Genomic DNA, 18418 nt, shown 5'->3' with positions numbered 1-18418 from the left:
GAAGACCGGGAAGCCGTTTCCGCCAAGAGCGCCAACCTGGAGCAGGAATGAGTGGGGGCGGACGCTGGGTCCACAGAGCAGCGCCCCCCACAGCATCACCAACGACGCATAGCGGAGGCTGGGATGCCGCACCCTATTCCGGCGGCGGTCTAACGCCTTGGTGGTTGCCTGGGGATCACATGGCCCAGACCGCCAACGAGTCCACCGCGGCCACCATCCTCGAGATCGTCACCATGGCCGAGGACGCCTCCCGCTCCGCCGCCCTGGCCCAGCTCCAGCACCTCCCGACCCTGCCGTCCTGGGTGGCGCTCGACCTCACCGCCGCGGACGCGATCGTCGCCCGCACCACCCAGACGATCCACGCCCTGACCCTCCCCCTGCCGGACACCATGGTCCCCGTCATGCGCGCCCAGCTCCGCAACGGGATCGTTGTCGGGGCGACCCCGCGGCAGACGGCCCGACGCATCATGACTCAGCTCGAGGGCGCGTTCATGGGCGGCGCCGTCCGCGGTGAACGCATCGCCAGGACAGAACAGCTCGACGCCCACCGGGTGGCCCAGCACGCCGCCGAACAGAGCAACCGGGGGATCCTCAAGGGCTGGGTGTGGTACACCACGTTCGACAAGCGCACCTGCGTGTCGTGCCTCGTCAAGCACGGGACCGAGTACCCCGTCGACGAGTACGGGCCGAACGATCACCAGAACGGCCGCTGCACCCGCCTGCCGCTCACCAAGACCGCCGTCGAGCTCGGATTCCCCGGCAGCGTGGAGCCGCCCAGCACGATCCCTGACGCCCGCGCATGATTCGACGGCCTCACCGTGGAATCCCAGCGGAGGATCATGGGGCCCGACCGGTTCAAGCTCTACCAGGACGGCGCCGCGGCCTGGGAGGACATGACCACCAAGCACGAGACGCCGGCCTGGCGGGACTCGTGGCGCGTCACCACGGTGAAGCAGCTCAAAGGCGAGTAGCGGCAGCGGGACAAGGGCCCGCCCCGCGTCGTCCTCATCGTTCGTTCTTAGTGGGCGTTATGCTCGCGACCATGCCCGGTTCTTGCCGTGCCAACCTCACCGCGCACCCGGGCCTAAACCTGGCGGCCGGGAGGGAGTTGGACGTAGCGGGCGAGGAGAGCCAGTACGACGAGGGAGACCGCCATGCCGGAGACGACGCACTACGAGTTGCCCCATGGCGGGTATAACGGCGTCGAACTCGTGGGTGAGTTCGCATACAAGGAGGCCCTCCTGCGGGCGCTGCCACGCCTTCCGGCAGACGGTGCTCCGGCAGAGGCAACCGTGCCTGTGGAGATCGTGCCCGAGCCGGACAACCCCTATGACCGACGTGCAGTTTCGGTCCGAGCGGAGGGACAGGTCATCGGGTACCTCTCCCGTGAGCTAGCTGCGGATTACCACTTGCCGATCAAGCGGATCGTCGCGTCGGGAGCCGTGCTGCGCTCGAGCGCTCGTCTCTACGCGTACGTGGACTATCGGGGCGAGCTGGAGATCAGCGCCTGGGTCGGGTTGCCCGAGCCCGACTGGATGGCGCCGCTGAACGATGGCTACCCGGCCACGACCAGCGTCCTGCCGTACGGGCGACAGACCTACCAGGTGACGAAGGAAGACCAGCACTTCGAGCACCTGTTCAACTTCGTGCCCAAGTCGGGCAAGGGGCCAGTGCTGCTGACCCTGCACTCAGCGGACACGACGCTCCGCAATGGCAACGTGCGTCGAACCGTTGAAGTTCGCCTCGACGGGCAGAAAGCCGGCGAACTCACCACGGCAACGTCAGCCCACTACCTGCCCGTGATCGACCACGCCGACGGTATGGGGCGCGTCGTGGGCGTGTGGGGCACCATCACCGGATCCGGCCTCGCTGCAGAGCTGACGATCAAGGGCGCCAAGTCCACTGAGCTCACAGATCAATGGTTGCGGGACATGCCGCTTTTCCCGCGGCTTGTGCCCGAGGCCCACACCTACGACGTCCCGAACACCTACCAGGGGAAGCCCAAGGGCAAGGAGAACACCACTCGCCAGACGGGACCGCGCTCTGGGAGTTCCGCGATCGCACGAGCGGGCTATGCGGACGTGGCCGGTCTCCGTGCGGACGGCGGATCCGACCGCGTTCAGGGTGCCCCTGCCTCTCGGCCCGGAGCCACGTCGGCGGTGCCGGCTGCGCCGAAGAAGCGCACCGCACCCCAGCCTCCGGTCAACCCGCTGCCCGTCCGCCTTAGCGACACCGTCGTACGCCTCGGCGAAGGCTCCGGTCCGCGGCGACCGGTTTTCTACACGGTCAAGGGTAAGCAGGTGTTCGTTGACGATCGTGAACGCTCGAACGCGGGCAAGCACCCTCGGCGTACCGCCTGGATCGCACTGGTCAGCATCACACTTCTGGGCCTGCTGCTGGCCGGCATCCCAGGGATCGGACCGCTGTTGACCATCGCGGCCCTCGTCATCGTGTTCGTTGCTGGCCCGGACCAGCTTCGGAAAGCTTCCGCGCTCGAGGCTGACCGCGGCGGATCCGTTGCGGGTCCGCTCACACCTCGTGACCAGCAGGACCGGGAGTGGGGCGGCGTCGGCGAAGAGAACCAGGACCCGGGCGACGGAGAGGGCGCGTGAGCGAGTTCGGCGGCGCCCTCTTCTTCATGGTCGGAGACGGCCGGGCCCTCTACCCCAAGGAGACCGACCGTCGGCCCAAGGCGGCCCGCGTGCTGATCACGGTGAAGGCGACCCCGCAGCCGTCCCAGAAGTACGGGGACACAGTCTGCGTCGCCGGGATCCGCTTGCGCGAGGACACGGGGCCCGATTCGACCTAGATGGAACCGGCCTCAAACTAGTTCTCCGAAGAGACGAAACGGCTGCAATTCTACTGCGTGTTGTACGTAGATTCCATTATGAGGTGATGAATATTAACGAACGTGCGTCTGTTGCGCATATGGTAGATCGAAGGGTCCTCTCTAGGGAGCGGTCCAACCGCCTTTCTGCAACGGCCGTTGATGTCGCACCGAACTACTTTCCTTATGGCGTAAAGGGAAACTTTGATCCCATTCAAGTGGCATCGATTTATGAGATCCTAGGGGAAATGGAAGGGCAGATCAGCTGGGGTGGTGACCTGGCGGTTCCTGACGAGTCGCTGTTCTTTATGACGAGAAAAGCCTTGGGGGTTACGTCGAAGAAATTAGCGCAGAAGATTGTCAATAATGATAGGATAGATAGTGCCAAGGTTCCAGGCTCTGGAGAATCATTCTGACCCGGTCGTGAAAACTAGTCTAGGTGGGCAGAGAAAGCCTATTTACAGGCCAGTCGCTTATAGCGTTGCAGTAATCTGCGCCGTGGTCTTAGGATTTGTATATTGCAAATATTTTCACAAAACTGATTACGACAAGCGTGTAGCAGCATATTCGGAGGGTCAATTGATGCCCAGGTTGGTGGCCCAGCTTCACGATGATAGTGGCGACCATTCGGTAAAGAAGCTCAGTATTGGCGATTGGGCCTCATTCGAATTTGATCCAGGTTACTCCTGGGAAGTAGTTGATGTAGGTGAAGATAGTATAAGTATTCGAATCCATGCCGAATATGACAATGACGTGATTGACGATCGACCATACAAGGCAAATGCGTGTTTTACGGTGCCGAAGAATTCTGACGAAAGCACTTTTAAAAGTGAGGCGTGCCCATTATTCAGGTGAATGCATGAATGGTATGTGCATCTCTGTTTATCTGTCCAAGATATGCTGTGGCAAATCAAGAATATGACTGCGGGTGTGGCGTAGGGATGGCATCACGCGTGGCGTGAGTTATGGCGCGTGGGGGTGTGGAGCTGGGAGCTGCCGCCCCGCCCCCTGGCCCGCCGCCCGTCGGGGCCGGCTGGGGATGGAGGGGTTGCGTGGCCGCCTGCGGGCCGTTCGCGGCGCCGGTGGGCGCCTGTGTGGGGCGGGGGTGTCACAGGATGCACACGCTGCCGATGGGGGGCCGGTACCCGGATCAGTCTCGGTACTGGAACTAGTACTAGGGCGTGTCTGACAATAGTTTGGACCACGCGATCACCGCGTTCAGGATCACGGCAGCCCGGTAGACGATCGCGTACTTGTCGTACCGGGTCGCCAGACCCCGCCACTGCTTCAGGTGCGCGTACTGGCGCTCGATTACATTGCGCCCCTGGTAGGCGTCCGCGTCGAGGCCGACGGGTCGGCCGCCGCGGGTGCCGCGGCGTCTGCGGTGGCCCTGCTGGTCGGCCGGTTCGGGGATGACCGCCTTGATGTCGCGGGCACGTAGGTGGGTGCGGATCGCCCGGGAGGAGTAGGCCTTGTCGCCCAGCACCGCCTCGGGGCGGGTCCGGGGCCGGCCTGCCGGCCGGGCCACGCGCAGCTGCTCCAGAAGAGGAAGCAGCATCGGGGAGTCCCCTGCCTGGCCGGGGGTGATCAGGCTGACCAGCGGCCGCCCGGTCCCATCGACGAGCTGATGGATCTTCGTGCTCAGCCCGCCACGGGAGCGCCCGATGCCGTGATCGGCCGGCTCCTCACGCGGATTCTTGTAGTTCGATCCATCCCCCTGTGTGGCGGGTGATGTTCGTCGCGTGCTGGTGGGCGCGGGCGATCGTGGAGTCCACCGAGACCGACCAATCGATCAGGCCTTCGGCGTCAGCTGCGGCGGTCAGCGTGGCCAGCACCGTGTCCCATGTGCCTTTTTCGGCCAAGCGCCGATGCCAGGTCCACACGGTCTGCCAGGGCCCGTAGACCTCGGGCAGATCCCGCCAGGGGATCGAAGCACCTGTACCGGTAGATGATCGCCTCGACCATCGTGCGGGCATCGGCGAACGGCCGCCCCTGTCGGCCCGTCCTGGCTGGGAGCATCGGGGCGATCAGCTCCCACTGGGCATCGGAGAGCATCTGGAAACGAGACACGTCCTCCAGGGTGTCATCCGGCCCCTGGATTCATTCTCAGACACGCCCTAGGTGTACCCGGTCATGAGGTTGGTGGCACCCGGTTCATGGGCGGGTGTCCTCCGAGCGCGGCGTGACCCCGCTCAGTGTTGTAGTACTCCAACCACGGGGCAAGCGCGTCCTGTCGGCGAGCACTGGAGGTGAACACCTGCCGGTAGGCCCACTCGATCGCCAGCGTCCGGTTGAACCGCTCGATCTTGCCGTTCTGCCACGGGCAGTGCGGGCGGATGAACTTCTGCTTGGCCCTGAGCCCGGCCACCGCGGCCCGGAACGCTGCACTATGGCGATACGCGAACGCGTTGTCCGTGATGACACGCTCGATCCTCGTGATCCCCCGAGAGGCGAAGTACGCCGCGGCCCGCTGCAGGAATCCCGCGCACGTCTGCCCGGTCTCGTCGGCCAGGACCTCGGCGTAGGCCAGGCGGGAATGGTCATCGACCATCGCGTGCACGTAGTCGTATCCGATCTTGGGGCGCCGGCCTTTCTCAGCCTCGGTCGCCGCGCGTCCTCGTGCTCTCCAGCCCCCGCCCTCGGGGATCTTGCCCAGCTTCTTCACGTCCACGTGGACCAGCTCCCCGGGCCGGTCTCGTTCGTACCGGCGCGTGGTCGTCTTCGAAGAACGGATCACCTCCCCGGTGATCGGGTCGCATGCGGCCAGGCGGGGCACGTGATGACGATGCAGGATCCTGCCGATCGTGCGTGCTGGAACCCCGGTGAGCGGGGCAAGACGGTCCTGCCCGTACCGGTGCTCGGCGCGAGCGGTGAGCACCGCCTGCTCCGTGGCTGTAGAAGTTCTCGTGGGGCTGGTGTGGGGGCGGGAGGAACGCGTGGCCAGGCCTGCATCGCCCTCGCACGCGTACCGGTCGATCCAGGTCTTCACGCATTTTCGTGAGACCCCCATCGCGGCGGCGATGTGGGCTTGAGTTCATCCGGCTTGGTGGCGTTGGACGATGAGTCGACGACCGTGAACGGTTAGGCGGGCGCTACCGTGGGACATGAGAACCTCTGGGTTTGTGATGTGGGCCTTAGACAAGCCACATCCCACCCGGAGGTTCTCCTTTGTTCAAGCTCCCTCGTGCCACCAACGTCCTGACCGGGTACACCTAGGTGTGATGTCCAGGGAGGTTATTGAGCCTGGTGACAGGCGCGGCGCCGATCGCGGAGTGGACGCGATGATGATTGTAGAAGTGCAGCCATCCAGGCAACGCGGCCCTGCGCTGCGTCTCTGAGCTGTAGAACCGGGCGTAGGCCCACCCGTCAGCGAGCGTGCGATGGAACCGCTCAATCTTCCCGTTCGTCTGCGGCCGGTAGGGCCGAGTCCGCTTGGGCTTGATCCCGAGCTCGGTGCAGGCATCACGCCAGGCATGCGAGCGGTAGGCCGAGCCGTTGTCCGTCAGCACCCGCTCCACCTCCACGCCCAGGCGCGCGAAGTGGGCGACCGCGCGGCGCAACACCGCGATGGCCGTCTGGCTGCGTTCATCGGAGTGCATCTCCACATAGGCGAAGCGGGAGTGATCATCGATCACGGTGTGCAGAAAGCCCACCCCGAGCCGGGGCTGGTATCGGGCATCACGGGTTCCTTCGCGGTCCGAGGTCGCCGCGCGGTGCTTCAGGCCCTGCCGGCGCCCGACGAATCGGTGTCCGCCCCCGTCGGGGATGCGCCCGAACTTGGTGACGTCGACGTGGATCAGCGAGCCGGGGTGGGGGTGCTCGTAGCGGCGGATCGGCTCGCCGGTGACCCGGTCCAGACGGGCGAGGCGGTTGATTCGGCAGCGCACGAGCACGGCATGGACGGTGGAGGCCGGCATCCTGAGTTCTCCGGCGATCTGTGCCGGCCCGAGGCGTCGGCGCCATCGGGCGGCCACGATCTGTTTCACCACCGCCGGCGGTGTTCTGGTCGGCATCGTGGACGGCCGGCTGGACCGGTCTGCCATCCCTGCAGGTCCCTCGGCCCGGAAGCGTGTGGCCCATTTGCGTGCGGTGGGTGGGGAGACCATGAACATCTTGGCCGCGGTGGCGACCGGCCAGTGCTCCTCGACGATGAGCTTGGCCAGGCGTAGGCGGGCGCGAGGGGTCAGGGCGGCGTTAGCGTGGGACATGAAGGCCTTCTGTTCGCGTGAGCGGTTTCTCGACAACTCCACTCTCGCAACAGGAGGCCTTCGCCTGTCAGCTGTTCACGCAACAACGTCCCTGGACATCACACCTAGGCGGTCACGAGCTCACGCGCGGCGCCGACCGCCTTCACCCGCTCGAGCACCACCTGCCGATGGCAGCACCGCTCAGAGGCCTCGAAGCACAGCAACACGACGCGTTCGGATCTGGCCATGTCGGCCACTTCCTGAACAGCCTCCAGTGCGGCGTCCGCCCCGAGCAGCTCGCCGAACCGATGCACTGCCTGGGCGTGGTCGGCCGAGCCCGGGGCCCAGAAGCCGCCCCGGTTGTCCTTCGGGTTGCCCAGCTCCGGGCGATGCTCGTAGCGAATGCCGGCGTCCGTGAGCGCTGCCCGGAGAGCTGTCTTGGAGAAGCCCTTCTTCCGGGAGATCGCGTTGAGCCGGACGTCCACGACGACGTCCGCGCGCCAGGCGGAGAGGTCGGCGACGTACTGGGCGATCGTGCGCCCCTCGTACCCGTGGCCGACGATCCACATCTGTTCACGCATGCGTTCCATCGTCGCACACGCCCCTGGGCGGCCCCGGGACGCGGGGCAACATCTGCGAAGCGGGCGCCGCGTAACGTGTCGCACCTCACCGCTACGGTGCGCCCATGTTCCACCCGTGGAGGTCTCTGCGCGCGATAACGCACGTCGTCCCGAGGTGAGCCGGCCCGGACTTCCACCGCTACCGGAAGAGCGCGAGGCCAGCCGGGGAGCGTGGGCACGGCGTAGACCGGCACACTGCTCACCCAGTTGGTGCACCACCTAGGCTGGGCTCATGTCGCGCTTCGAAGCCCCCTCCCTCCTCGCACTCACCCTCTTCGGGAGTGGTGCCGCGCTCCTGACCGGCTGTGCCGCCGACGGTGGGACATCTTCTCCCACGGTCACGGTTACCCAGACGGTGACGGCATCACCGGGGGCGGCAATGTCGCCAGCCGCAGAGCCGGCGGCGCCTTCCGCGGCCTCGGCGTCGCCCACCACCGCTAGCGCCGCAACGGGATCCATCAGCCCGCGAGGTGCACTCGTGAAGCAGCCGGGAGAGATGGCAGGCCTGACGACCCCCGACGGTGAGAGCCTCATCGAGTTCACGATCAACGACATCTCTACCGAGGTCACCTGCACGGAGCCTGACCCCACCGCGCCCGAGAACGGCTCGCTGGTCGCTCTCGAGGCCGAGCTCGAGGTGTTCCCCGGCGCCGACGATCAGTACGTGGACGGGGAGATCCTCAACGGTGGCCGCTTCCGCTTCATCGGCGAGGACGGGGAGACATTCAGCGGTGACCTCGCCACGCTCGCCACCTACAGCTGCATCCCGATCGCGGACCTGCTCAAGACCGACATCGGAGAGGGGGAGAAGAGCAGCGGGGTCATCCTCCTGGACGTCCCCGCCGAGTCGGGCGTGCTGCTCCTCGAGGAGCCGATGAGCGGCAACAAGTGGGAGTGGGAACTCTGACGACTGCATGACCCGCTACATCCCCACCGCTTACCCACCGCTTTCAAGGCGTTGGGACGGCAAATGACGGCAGGGGAGAGGGCAGGGCAGGGCCCAGAATCGGCGTGCTGGTGCGGCTGACGCACACCATCGGATGGTGACGCGCACCAGGCCTCTTGAATCCCTGGGTCGCGGGTTCAAGCCCCGCACGCCCTACCCCGGCACGACGTCGGCCCCCGCCCTGACAGTCCAGGGCGGGGGCCGACATCGTCGCGGTGGGCGGCTCAGTAGCGGCCGACGACCGCCATGCGGTTGGAGGTCATGATGTCGATGCTCGTGACCACGAGGTCGTCGGTGGGGTTCAGGGCGTGGGCGATCTTGCCGTTCCCGAGGTAGATGGCCACGTGGTACATGCGGCCGGTGGACTGGTTGGACCAGAACACGAGGTCACCGGGCTGCGCGTCGGACAGCGAGTGGTAGGAGCGGGCGCCCATGTACTGGTCGTGCGAGGTGCGCGGGATCGTGATGCCCGCCTGCGCGAAGGCGGCCTTGGTCAGCCCGGAGCAGTCGTACCCGTACGGGCCGTTGCCGCCCCAGAGGTAGTAGGTGTTCGGATCGGCGACCTTGGCGAGCGCGAAGTCGATCGCGGCCTGCTTGCCGGAGGACTGGCGGATGACCGGGTCCGGGGCCGGAGCGGGGGCCGTGGTGGTGCCGGTGGTCTTCAGGACCATGCCGGGGTGCAGCATGGTGGAGGACGTCATGCCATTGCGCTGCTGCAGCGTGGACATCGAGGTGCCGGTGCGCTGGCTGATGATCCACCAGCCGTCACCCGGCTGCACCGTGTACGTGCCCGACGTCGTGGTCGAGGAGACGGCGCCCGAGGTCTTCAGGACCATGCCCGGGTGGAGCAGGTCGCTGGACGTCATGCCGTTGAGGAGCCTCAGCTGGGACGTGGACACGCCCGTGCGCTGGCTGATGATCCACCAGCCGTCACCGGCCTGGACCGTGTAGGTGGTCTCCGCGGCCTGGGCGGCGGGGGCGACCACGGCGGTGGCGGCGCCGGCGGTGGCGAGGGCGCTCGCGCCCAAGGCGAAGGCCAGGGTGGCCGAGGAGGTGCGGACGCGACGGGCGGGGGCGAGGGCGTGCTCGGTCAAGGTGGCTCCATGAGGTGAGGGGGGGGGCGGACGCGGCGCTCGGGGAGCGGTCACGGGGACGGAATGCCGGCCCACCGGGACGAGAGGTGATCGGGGCTGACCGGGCGACGGAGACGTCCGGCGAAGGGAAGAGTGGTCTCGGTCACGTGACCGAACCGTGACCTACCGTACCGGATCGTTACCGAAACGCAATGTGAACGGTCGCCGTTCGGAGGAAATCGCATGTCGAAGCGCAGAACCGCGCCCCCTCCGGCATGCGCCGGACCGGGCCGCCGCTGCGGAGGATTCGCTCCGTCGGCGGCGTGCGCGGCCGTTAGCGTGGGGGTGTGACCCGCCCCCTGCTGCTGCTCATGGACGCCCGCTACACCCGCGTGGACGTCCACGACGGCATCTCCCGCTACGGCGCCAGCCTGGTCGAGGCCGTCCACCGCACCGCGGACCCGGGCCGCGTGCGCGTGGAGATGCTGATCTCGGACGAGCGCCAGCTGCGGCTGCTGCCGGCCGGCGTCCCCTGGCACCGGATCTCCTCGCCGACCTCCGCCCGCGAGCCGTGGGTGGCGCGGCAGATCCGCCGGATCGACCCGGACGTGGTGTTCTCGCCCCTGCAGACCATGGGCTCGTGGGGCCGATGCCACGGACTCATCCTCACGCTGCACGACCTCATCTACCACGAGCACCCCACCCCGCCCGGGGACCTCCCCGAGCCGCTGCGCTGGCTGTGGCGGGCGTACCACCTGGCGTACACGCCGCAGCGGCTGCTCCTGGACCGCGCCGACGCCGTCGCCACCGTCTCGCAGACCACAGCGGACCTGATCGCCCGGCACCGCCTGACTCGGCGCCCCGTCCGGGTGGTGCCGAACGCCCCGCAGCCGGTGGCCGCACCGCGCGACCCGCTCCAGCCTCCGGCCCGGGAGATCCTCTACATGGGCTCGTTCATGCCCTACAAGGACGTCGAGTCCGTGCTCGATGCCGCCCCTCTCCTGCCCGGCTACACGCTGCACCTGCTCTCGCGGGTCGACGACGAGCGGCGTCGCGCCCTCGAGGCGCACCTGACCGCCGCCCGTGGCCGGCGCGGCGCGCACGGGGCGGAGGTGGTCTTCCACGACGGAGTCGAGGAGGCGGAGTACGTCCGGCTGCTGCGCCGCGCCACCGCGTCCGTGACCCTGTCCCGGGCTGAGGGGTTCGGCCTCCCCGTGGCGGAGGCCCAGGCGCACGGCACCCCGGTCGTGTGCTCCGAGCTGCCCGTGTTCTGCGAGGTGGCCGGCGCCGGCACCGCCGCATGGCGTGGCGTCCCCCTGCAGGGCGACCGCGGCGCCGCCCTCGCACGGCACGTCCGGGAGCTGGAGGACCCGGACGTCTTCTCCGCGGCCTCGCGGGCCTCCGTGGCCCAGGCCGCGCGGTTCACGTGGGACGCCTCGGCCGCCGCGCTGCTGGACCTCGCGGAGCAGGTGGCCCGGCGCCGGAGCGCCTAGGCCGGGGGATCTTGTGGCCACAGCACCGAGGGGCCGGACCATCCGAGGGCGATCAGCGGGTCGAGGTAGCGGTCGTAGCGCGCCGCACCCACCCGCCACGCATCCTCCCGGCGCAGTCCCCAGTGCACGCACCGCACGGGGCAGTGGACGGCGGCGGAGGCGGTGCCGATCTCCTGCCCCGCGGCCACGGCCTGGCCGACCACGAGGGACGAGTCGACCGGCTCGAACGAGCTCAGGGTCCCGTCCGGATGCTCGAGCGTCACCACGCCCCGTCCCACCACGGTGCCGACGAACCGCACCGTGCCGGGCGCCGGCGCCGTCACCCGCCCGCCCGGGGCGGCCACGTCCACGCCGCGGTGTCCCCGACCCCAGGGCCTCGCGGGGGCGGCGAAGCCCCGGAGGACGTCCTCGGGGCCCGCTCCCGGCACGGGCGGGAGCAGGGGTGCGGCGGGTCCCGAGGCCCCTGCGCGGGCGACGACGACGCGCGGCACGGTCTCCTCCGCCGGCCCCGCCGCGGGCGGGCCGGCAGGCCCTCCCGTCGCACCGGCCACCAGGGCGAGGCCGACGGTGAGCGCGAGCGGCGGCCCCCATCGGGAGCCGCGGGGACGCGTCCCCCGGGGCGCCGACGGGCCGGACGGGTGCGGGGGGTGCGGGCGGTGCGCGAGACGGTGGGGCATGGCCTCCACGGTGGGGTCCGGCGGTCCTCACCCGCCATCCGACCGCACGGGCCGGTGGAGGGCCGAGGGCCCCGCGCAGCCTGTGCAGGAGCGGCGGCGGTCCCGGCCTCCCCACCCGGCCGGGAGGCGGGGCAGGCGGGGGCCGGTGGGGTATGATCGCGGGAGCGGTGTCGTGCCACCGGCGCCCTGCCGTGCCATGACGCCGACTCCGCGCACCACGATGGTCCCGCCCGAGCGGGTCCAGCCCCCACGTCCGGTCCCCGTCCGCCCGCAAGGTCGGCCGGGGTGATCGTGGGGCCCGGCAGCCGCCGTCGTGATGCCAGGGGCCGCCATGGAGGCGGCCGCCAACCGTGAAACGCAACGACCGGCAGACCGCCCGCGCGCACCGCGCGGGGTCCCACGGCTGCCACAGAAGGGAACGCCATGTCCGTCGTGACCATGCGCAATCTGCTCGACTCCGGTGTCCACTTCGGCCACCAGACCCGCCGTTGGAACCCGAAGATGAAGCGCTTCATCCTTACCGAGCGCAACGGCATCTACATCATCGACCTGCAGCAGTCGCTGACCCACATCGACCGCGCCTACGAGTTCGTCAAGCAGACGGTCGCCCACGGCGGCACCATCCTGTTCGTCGGCACCAAGAAGCAGGCCCAGGAGGCCATCGCCGAGCAGGCCTCCCGCGTCGGCATGCCCTACGTGAACCACCGCTGGCTGGGCGGCATGCTCACCAACTTCCAGACCGTCTCCAAGCGCGTGCAGCGCATGAAGGAGCTCGAGGCGATCGACTTCGAGGACGTGGCGGGCTCGAACCACACCAAGAAGGAGCTCCTGCTCCTGAACCGCGAGCTGCAGAAGCTCCAGGGCAACCTGGGCGGCATCCGCGACATGTCCAAGACCCCCTCCGCCGTGTGGATCGTGGACACCAAGAAGGAGCACCTCGCCGTCGACGAGGCGCAGAAGCTGGGCATCCCCGTGGTGGCCATCCTCGACACCAACTGCGACCCGGACGAGGTCACCTACCCGATCCCGGGCAACGACGACGCGATCCGCTCCGTCGCCGTCCTCACCCGCATCGTGGCCGACGCCGTGGCCGAGGGCCTCATCGCCCGCCAGGGCGGCAAGTCCGGCGACGCCGCCGCCGAGCCGATGGCCGAGTGGGAGCGCGAGCTCCTGCAGCAGCACGAGGCCGAGCAGGGCCAGAAGGCCGAGCAGCCGGAGGTGACCCCGGCCCAGGAGGCCGCGTCGCCCACGGCCGCCCCCATGGCCGCCGAGCCCGCCGAGGCCCCGGTCGCCGAGCAGGCCGAGGTCTCCGCCGACGAGGCCGCCCCCGCCTCCGAGTGAGCCCCCGGGAGGGGCGGCACGCCCCGCCCCTCCCGCCCAGACCCCGCTAGACCCCAGACATCGGGAAGGACCGAACGAGCATGGCGAACTACACCGCTGCTGACATCAAGGCCCTGCGCGAGCGCACCGGCGCCGGCATGATGGACGTCAAGAAGGCCCTCGACGAGGCCAACGGCGACGCCGAGAAGGCGATCGAGATCATCCGCGTGAAGGGCCTCAAGGGCGCCACCAAGCGCGAGGGCCGCTCCGCCGCCGAGGGCCTGATCGCCGCGACCGTGGAGAACGGCGTCGGCGTGATGGTCGAGCTGAACTGCGAGACCGACTTCGTGGCCAAGGCCGAGAAGTTCATCACCCTGGGCGACGTGGTGCTGAAGGCCGCCGTGGCCTCCGGCGCCGCCGACGTCGACGCCCTGCTGGCCTCCGAGCATGAGGGCCGCACCCTGGGCGACCACGTGACCGAGGAGGGCGCGCTGCTGGGCGAGAAGGTGGTCGTGCGCCGCGTGGCCCGTGTCGAGGGCGCCACCGTGGACGCCTACCTGCACAAGACCTCCAAGGACCTGCCGGCCCAGGTGGGCGTGCTGCTCGCCGTCGACGCCGACTCCGCCGAGGCCAAGACCGCCGCGCACGACATCGCCGTGCACACCGCCGCGTACTCGCCGACCTACCTCTCCCGTGAGGACGTCCCGGCCGAGACCGTGGAGAACGAGCGTCGCATCGCCGACGAGACCGCGCGCGCCGAGGGCAAGCCGGAGCAGGCCCTGCCGAAGATCGTTGAGGGCCGCCTGACCGGCTTCTTCAAGGAGATCGTCCTCGAGGACCAGCCGTTCGCGAAGGACCCGAAGACCACCGTGGGCAAGGTCGCCTCCGACGCCGGCACCAAGGTCACCGGCTTCGCGCGCTTCCGCGTGGGCAACTGATCCCACCGCGGCCGCGGGGTCCCGCCCCGAGGCCGCACCCCGATGCCCCGTCCCCTCCCGTGCGGAGGGGGCGGGGCGTCGTCGTGGGCCGGGGGAGGGGCCGGTAGGATCGACGGCGACCCCAGCGGCGCCGGCCTCCCGGTGCGCGCCGTCCGCGAGCCCGAGGAGCACGAGCACCCATGAGCGTCACCCCGCACCCTGCGACCCCGTCCGTCGACTCCGAGGACACCGGCCGCCGGCGGGTCCTGCTCAAGCTCTCCGGCGAGGTCTTCGGCGGCGGCGCCGTGGGCGTCGACCCGCACACGGTCAGCGGCATCGCCGAGCAGATCGCGGCGGCCGCCGACCAGGTGGAGATCGCGATCGTGGTGGGCGGCGGCAACTTCTTCCGCGGCGCCGAGCTCTCCGAGAACGGCATGGACCGCCGCCGCGCGGACTACATGGGCATGCTCGGCACCGTGATGAACTGCCTGGCCCTGCAGGACTTCCTCATCCAGGCCGGGGTCTCCACCCGCGTGCAGTCCGCGATCCACATGGAGCAGGTGGCCGAGTCCTACATCCCGCTGCGCGCCATCCGTCACATGCAGAAGGGGCGCGTGGTGGTGTTCGGCGCCGGCACCGGCCTGCCGTACTTCTCCACCGACACCGTGGCGGCCCAGCGGGCCCTCGAGGTGGGCGCGGACGAGGTCCTCATGGCCAAGTCGGGCGTGGACGGCGTCTACACCGCCGACCCCAAGAAGGACCCCACGGCGGAGCGCCTCGACCACCTGACCTACGACGACGCCCTGCGCCGCGGCCTGCGCGTCATGGACCTGACCGCCATGACCATGTGCAAGGACAACGGCCTGAGCATGCGCGTCTTCGGCATGGAGGGGCCCGGGAACGTCACCCGCGCCCTGCTCGGCGAGCCGATCGGCACGTCCGTCACCCCCTGACCCCCGGGTGGCGCCGCCGCCCCCGGACCCGCCCGCCCGGCCACGTAGGATGGGCGCAGACCTGAACCCCCACCGAGGAGAGATCGTGATCCAGGACACCCTGAAGTCCGCCCAGGAGCAGATGGACCGCACCATCGACGCCACCCGTGAGGACTTCGCGTCCGTGCGGACCGGTCGCGCGAACCCGGGCCTGTACTCGAAGGTGATGGTGGACTACTACGGCGCCATGACCCCGCTGCAGCAGCTCGCGTCCTTCACCACCACGGACGCCCGCACCCTGCTCATCACGCCCTTCGACGTGTCCGCCCTGCGCAACATCGAGAAGGCCCTCTCCGAGTCCGAGGTCGGCGCCAACCCGTCCAACGACGGCAAGGTCATCCGCGTGGTCATGCCGGAGCTCACCGAGGAGCGCCGCAAGGAGTATGTGAAGCTGGTGAAGAACAAGGCCGAGGAGCACAAGGTCTCGGTGCGCAACGCCCGACGCAAGGCCAAGGAGGCCATCGACAAGGCCGTCAAGGACGGCGAGGTCGGCGAGGACGAGGGCACGCGCGGCGAGAAGGAGCTCGACGCCATGACCAAGAAGCACACCGACACGATCGAGGAGATGGCCAAGAAGAAGGAGGCCGAGCTCCTCGAGGTGTGAGCGCCCGCTTCGCCCGAGACGCTCGACGATGACGTCCTCCGTGCAGACCACCGCGCCCCCACGGGGCGGCCGAGACCTCAAGTCGGCCGTCCTCGTGGGGGTCGGTCTGCTGGTGACGGCCCTCGTCGGCCTCGTCTGGCTGCCCTGGCTGCTGGTGCTGCTGGTGGTGGCCCTGCTGATCGGCGGGGTCGGCGAGATCGCCCTGGCCGTCCGCCAGATCGGCATGGACGTGCCCCGCCCGCCCCTGTGGATCGGCGCGGCCGTCATGCCCCTGGCCGCATGGACGGGGGGCATCCCGGCCCTCTTCCTGGCCCTCATGGCCGCCATCCTGCTCATGTGCGCGTGGACGGCGGCCACGCGCCGGCGCCCCACCGGCCAGTTCATGCTGGCCGGGGTGTTCGTCCTCCTGTGGGCGCCCTTCCTGCTGTCCTTCGCGGTGGCCCTGCTGGACCAGCCGCGCGGGAACCTGATGGTCGCCTGCCTGCTGCTGATGGTCGTCTCCAACGACACCTTCGGCTACATCGTGGGCTACCGCTGGGGGCGCACCCCGATCGCCCCGCGAATCAGCCCCAAGAAGTCCTGGGAGGGGGCCCTGGGCTCCCTCGTCGGCTCGGTCGCCGTCGGCACCGTGCTGGTCCCCCTGCTGATCGGCCAGCCCTGGTGGTCGGGCGCGCTGCTCGGGGCCGCCACGGTGGCCGCCGCCACCGCCGGCGACTTCTCCGAGTCCATGGTCAAGCGCGAGCTCGGCATCAAGGACATGTCCTCCGCCCTGCCCGGGCACGGCGGCATCATGGACCGACTGGACTCCCTGGTCTTCGCGGCGCCCGTGGCCTACACGGTCCTCGCGCTGCCCCTGCTCTGACCCCACCACCCCGCGCCCCGCTCGGGGCCCGATCCGCTCAGGAGACGCCCATGACCACCTCCCACGACGCCCCCGGCTTCGACCACGTCGAGTCGGACGAGATCGGCTACGAGCCCAGCCATGTGGACGCCTTCCTCGACCGCGCCCGGCGCGCCGAGCGGGGCGAGGGCTCCCTCACGGCCGAGGACGTCCGCCAGGCCCGGTTCGCCACCGTCAACGGCGGCTACGCCGCGGACCAGGTCGACGACGAGCTGGACCGCCTCGAGGAGGCCCTCACCTCGCGTGAGCGCGAGTCCTCCCAGGACGACGAGGCCTGGTCCTCCGCCCTCGCGCAGGACAGCGCCGAACTGGTGGCACGGGCCGACCGCGCCCCGGCCGAGCGGTTCCGCCGGCCCTCCTCGGACGATGCGCAGAGCTACGACGTGGACCAGGTGGACGCCCTCCTGGACCGCCTGCGGGCCGCCCTCGACGGCGACGGCGACCTCACCGCGGACGACGTGCGCCGGGCGTCGTTCGGCTCGGCCGACGGGCGCGAGGGCTACGACGAGGCGCAGGTGGACGCCTACCTGGACGCCGCCGTCGACGTCCTGCTGCGCCGCGGCTGACCCCCTGCCCGGCCCGCCCGGGGCGGGCGGGCCGGGTGCACAGGCTCACACCCTCCCCTCCGCTGTGATTAGAATCACATCCAGTGCGCCCGGCACCAACCCGTCGGTGCGCGACCGCCTCGCCCCGCACCCGGGGGCGATCACCGGAAGGACCGTCGCATGACCGACGTCGACCTGAGCGCCGAGGCCGCCTCGCCGCCGACCTCCCCGCCGGACCAGCTCCAGGTGCTGGACGCCGAGGGCGTCCGCCGGCCCGAGCCGGAGCTGGACCCGTGGCTGGACGACGTGGACGAGGCCATGCTGGCCCGTCTGCACCGGGACATGACGGTGATCCGTCGCCTGGACACCGAGGCCACTCACCTGCAGCGCCAGGGCGAGCTGGCCCTGTGGCCCCCGCTGCTGGGCCAGGAGGCCTCCCAGGTCGGCTCGGCGGTGGCCCTGCGCGGGGATGACTTCGTGTTCCCCTCGTACCGGGAGAACGGCGTGGCCCTGCTGCGCGGCGTGGAGGCGCTGGACCTGCTGCGCGTGTGGCGCGGCTCCACGTTCTCCGGCTGGGACCCGGCCACCACCGGCGTGGCCACCCAGCAGATCATCATCGGCGCGCAGGCGCTGCATGCCGTGGGGTACGCCATGGGCGTCACCCGTGACCGCTCCGACGCCGCCACGATCGTCTACTTCGGCGACGGCGCCACGAGCCAGGGAGACGTCAACGAGGCCATGATCTTCGCGGCCTCCTATCAGGCGCCCGTGGTCTTCCTCTGTCAGAACAACCACTGGGCCATCTCCGAGCCGGTGCGGCTGCAGAGCCGTCGGCACATCGCGGACCGCCCGTGGGGCTTCGGCATCCCGTCGCTGCGCGTGGACGGCAACGACGTCCTGGCCGTGCTCGCCGCCACCCGGCGCGCCGTCGAGCGCGCGGCCGCCGGTGGCGGGCCGACCTTCATCGAGACGGTCACCTACCGCATGGGTCCGCACACCACGGCGGACGACCCCACCCGCTACCAGGCGCCCGAGGAGCTCGAGGCCTGGCGGCGCCGCGACCCGATCGACCGCCTGGAGGCGCATCTGTCGTCCCTCGGCGCGGACGTCGAGGCGGTGCGCGCGGAGTCGGCGACGGCGGCCGACGCCCTGGCCGCGGACGTCCGGGCGGCCCTGGCCCGGCTGACCGAGGCGGCGCCGGACTCGCTCTTCGAGCACGTGTACGCCGAGCCGCACCAGGAGCTCGAGCGCCAGCGGCGCGAGCTGGCCCTGCACCTGGCCCAGTTCGAGGGCGGTGATCAGGCGTGAGCGAGCGC

Annotated in this window: 19 protein-coding genes and 2 pseudogenes; 15 read left to right on the top strand and 6 right to left on the bottom strand. The window is 69.7% G+C overall.

The features are described 5' to 3' along the window. Window positions 1-179: 179 nt before the first annotated feature. The 6 genes from BJ976_RS07775 to BJ976_RS07750 all read left to right on the top strand — a co-directional run bounded on the left by BJ976_RS07775 (window position 180) and on the right by BJ976_RS07750 (window position 3682). Entirely contained in the window at window positions 180-803 is a 624-nt protein-coding gene (locus BJ976_RS07775) for a phage minor head protein (RefSeq protein ID WP_135029189.1), read from the top strand. 15 nt (window positions 804-818) lie between these two features. Beyond that, the gene (locus BJ976_RS07770) at window positions 819-971 is read left to right on the top strand and encodes a hypothetical protein (protein ID WP_167736918.1); all 153 of its coding nucleotides are present in this window, start codon (window positions 819-821) and stop codon (window positions 969-971) included. Between the two features lie 183 nt (window positions 972-1154). Further along, the gene (locus BJ976_RS07765) at window positions 1155-2612 is read left to right on the top strand and encodes an HIRAN domain-containing protein (protein ID WP_135029191.1); all 1458 of its coding nucleotides are present in this window, start codon (window positions 1155-1157) and stop codon (window positions 2610-2612) included. Next, window positions 2609-2809, top strand: a complete 201-nt coding sequence (locus tag BJ976_RS07760) for a DUF8758 domain-containing protein (RefSeq protein ID WP_135029193.1) — start codon at window positions 2609-2611, stop codon at window positions 2807-2809. Before BJ976_RS07765 ends, BJ976_RS07760 begins: the two co-directional genes overlap by 4 nt. Window positions 2810-2895: 86 nt before the next feature. Beyond that, entirely contained in the window at window positions 2896-3243 is a 348-nt protein-coding gene (locus BJ976_RS07755) for a hypothetical protein (protein WP_135029195.1), read from the top strand. Continuing rightward, window positions 3209-3682, top strand: a complete 474-nt coding sequence (locus BJ976_RS07750) for a hypothetical protein (protein WP_135029197.1) — start codon at window positions 3209-3211, stop codon at window positions 3680-3682. Before BJ976_RS07755 ends, BJ976_RS07750 begins: the two co-directional genes overlap by 35 nt. Window positions 3683-4001: 319 nt before the next feature. Here BJ976_RS07750 and BJ976_RS07745 read toward each other — a convergent pair. The 4 genes and pseudogenes from BJ976_RS07745 to BJ976_RS07730 all read right to left on the bottom strand — a co-directional run bounded on the left by BJ976_RS07745 (window position 4002) and on the right by BJ976_RS07730 (window position 7595). Continuing rightward, window positions 4002-4897, bottom strand: a pseudogene (locus tag BJ976_RS07745) (IS5 family transposase). A 61-nt stretch (window positions 4898-4958) separates the two neighbouring features. Continuing rightward, a pseudogene (locus BJ976_RS07740) lies at window positions 4959-5933 on the bottom strand (IS481 family transposase). Window positions 5934-6039: 106 nt separating this feature from the next. Next, window positions 6040-7035 carry an IS481 family transposase gene (locus BJ976_RS07735; RefSeq protein ID WP_184231838.1) on the bottom strand — a complete coding sequence of 332 codons (996 nt, stop codon included), beginning with the start codon at window positions 7033-7035 and terminating at the stop codon, window positions 6040-6042. A 104-nt stretch (window positions 7036-7139) separates the two neighbouring features. Further along, the gene (locus BJ976_RS07730; RefSeq protein WP_135028466.1) at window positions 7140-7595 is read right to left on the bottom strand and encodes a DUF488 domain-containing protein; all 456 of its coding nucleotides are present in this window, start codon (window positions 7593-7595) and stop codon (window positions 7140-7142) included. Window positions 7596-8130: 535 nt separating this feature from the next. Between BJ976_RS07730 and BJ976_RS07725 the strand changes: the two genes are divergently transcribed. Then, window positions 8131-8541 carry a hypothetical protein gene (locus BJ976_RS07725; protein ID WP_135028464.1) on the top strand — a complete coding sequence of 137 codons (411 nt, stop codon included), beginning with the start codon at window positions 8131-8133 and terminating at the stop codon, window positions 8539-8541. Between the two features lie 263 nt (window positions 8542-8804). Here BJ976_RS07725 and BJ976_RS07720 read toward each other — a convergent pair whose 3' ends face one another. After that, window positions 8805-9674 (bottom strand): C40 family peptidase, encoded by an 870-nt coding sequence (locus tag BJ976_RS07720; protein ID WP_229667138.1) that lies wholly within the window; start codon window positions 9672-9674, stop codon window positions 8805-8807. Window positions 9675-10024: 350 nt separating this feature from the next. Between BJ976_RS07720 and BJ976_RS07715 the strand changes: the two genes are divergently transcribed. Next, window positions 10025-11146, top strand: coding sequence for a glycosyltransferase (locus BJ976_RS07715; RefSeq protein WP_135028562.1), 1122 nt, complete (start codon window positions 10025-10027; stop codon window positions 11144-11146). Here BJ976_RS07715 and BJ976_RS07710 read toward each other — a convergent pair. After that, on the bottom strand, window positions 11143-11637 hold the full coding sequence (locus BJ976_RS07710; RefSeq protein ID WP_239286755.1) for a M23 family metallopeptidase: 495 nt from the start codon (window positions 11635-11637) through the stop codon (window positions 11143-11145). The two genes, BJ976_RS07715 and BJ976_RS07710, sit on opposite strands and share 4 nt — an antisense overlap. A 609-nt stretch (window positions 11638-12246) precedes the next feature. On the opposite strand from BJ976_RS07710, the gene rpsB reads away from it, so the two are divergent. From rpsB to pdhA, 7 genes are all read left to right on the top strand, one after another. Further along, window positions 12247-13164 carry a 30S ribosomal protein S2 gene (gene rpsB / locus BJ976_RS07705; protein WP_135028460.1) on the top strand — a complete coding sequence of 306 codons (918 nt, stop codon included), beginning with the start codon at window positions 12247-12249 and terminating at the stop codon, window positions 13162-13164. An 80-nt stretch (window positions 13165-13244) separates the two neighbouring features. Beyond that, window positions 13245-14081: a translation elongation factor Ts gene (tsf, locus tag BJ976_RS07700; protein ID WP_135028458.1), complete on the top strand. Its 837-nt coding sequence runs from the start codon at window positions 13245-13247 to the stop codon at window positions 14079-14081. 179 nt (window positions 14082-14260) lie between these two features. Continuing rightward, a complete protein-coding gene (gene pyrH, locus BJ976_RS07695; protein WP_135028456.1) occupies window positions 14261-15013 on the top strand; it encodes a UMP kinase in 753 nt (250 codons plus the stop codon). Between the two features lie 85 nt (window positions 15014-15098). After that, a complete protein-coding gene (gene frr, locus BJ976_RS07690; protein ID WP_135028454.1) occupies window positions 15099-15656 on the top strand; it encodes a ribosome recycling factor in 558 nt (185 codons plus the stop codon). A gap of 28 nt (window positions 15657-15684) precedes the next feature. Next, entirely contained in the window at window positions 15685-16518 is an 834-nt protein-coding gene (locus BJ976_RS07685; protein ID WP_135028451.1) for a phosphatidate cytidylyltransferase, read from the top strand. A gap of 50 nt (window positions 16519-16568) precedes the next feature. Next, window positions 16569-17123, top strand: coding sequence for a DivIVA domain-containing protein (locus BJ976_RS07680; RefSeq protein ID WP_135028449.1), 555 nt, complete (start codon window positions 16569-16571; stop codon window positions 17121-17123). A 159-nt stretch (window positions 17124-17282) separates the two neighbouring features. After that, window positions 17283-18410, top strand: coding sequence for a pyruvate dehydrogenase (acetyl-transferring) E1 component subunit alpha (gene pdhA, locus BJ976_RS07675; RefSeq protein WP_135028447.1), 1128 nt, complete (start codon window positions 17283-17285; stop codon window positions 18408-18410). Window positions 18411-18418 lie beyond the last annotated feature (8 nt).

This window comes from Micrococcus flavus (assembly GCF_014204815.1).
Taxonomy (GTDB): domain Bacteria; phylum Actinomycetota; class Actinomycetes; order Actinomycetales; family Micrococcaceae; genus Micrococcus; species Micrococcus flavus.
This window is presented reverse-complemented; position numbering and strand designations above follow the sequence as displayed.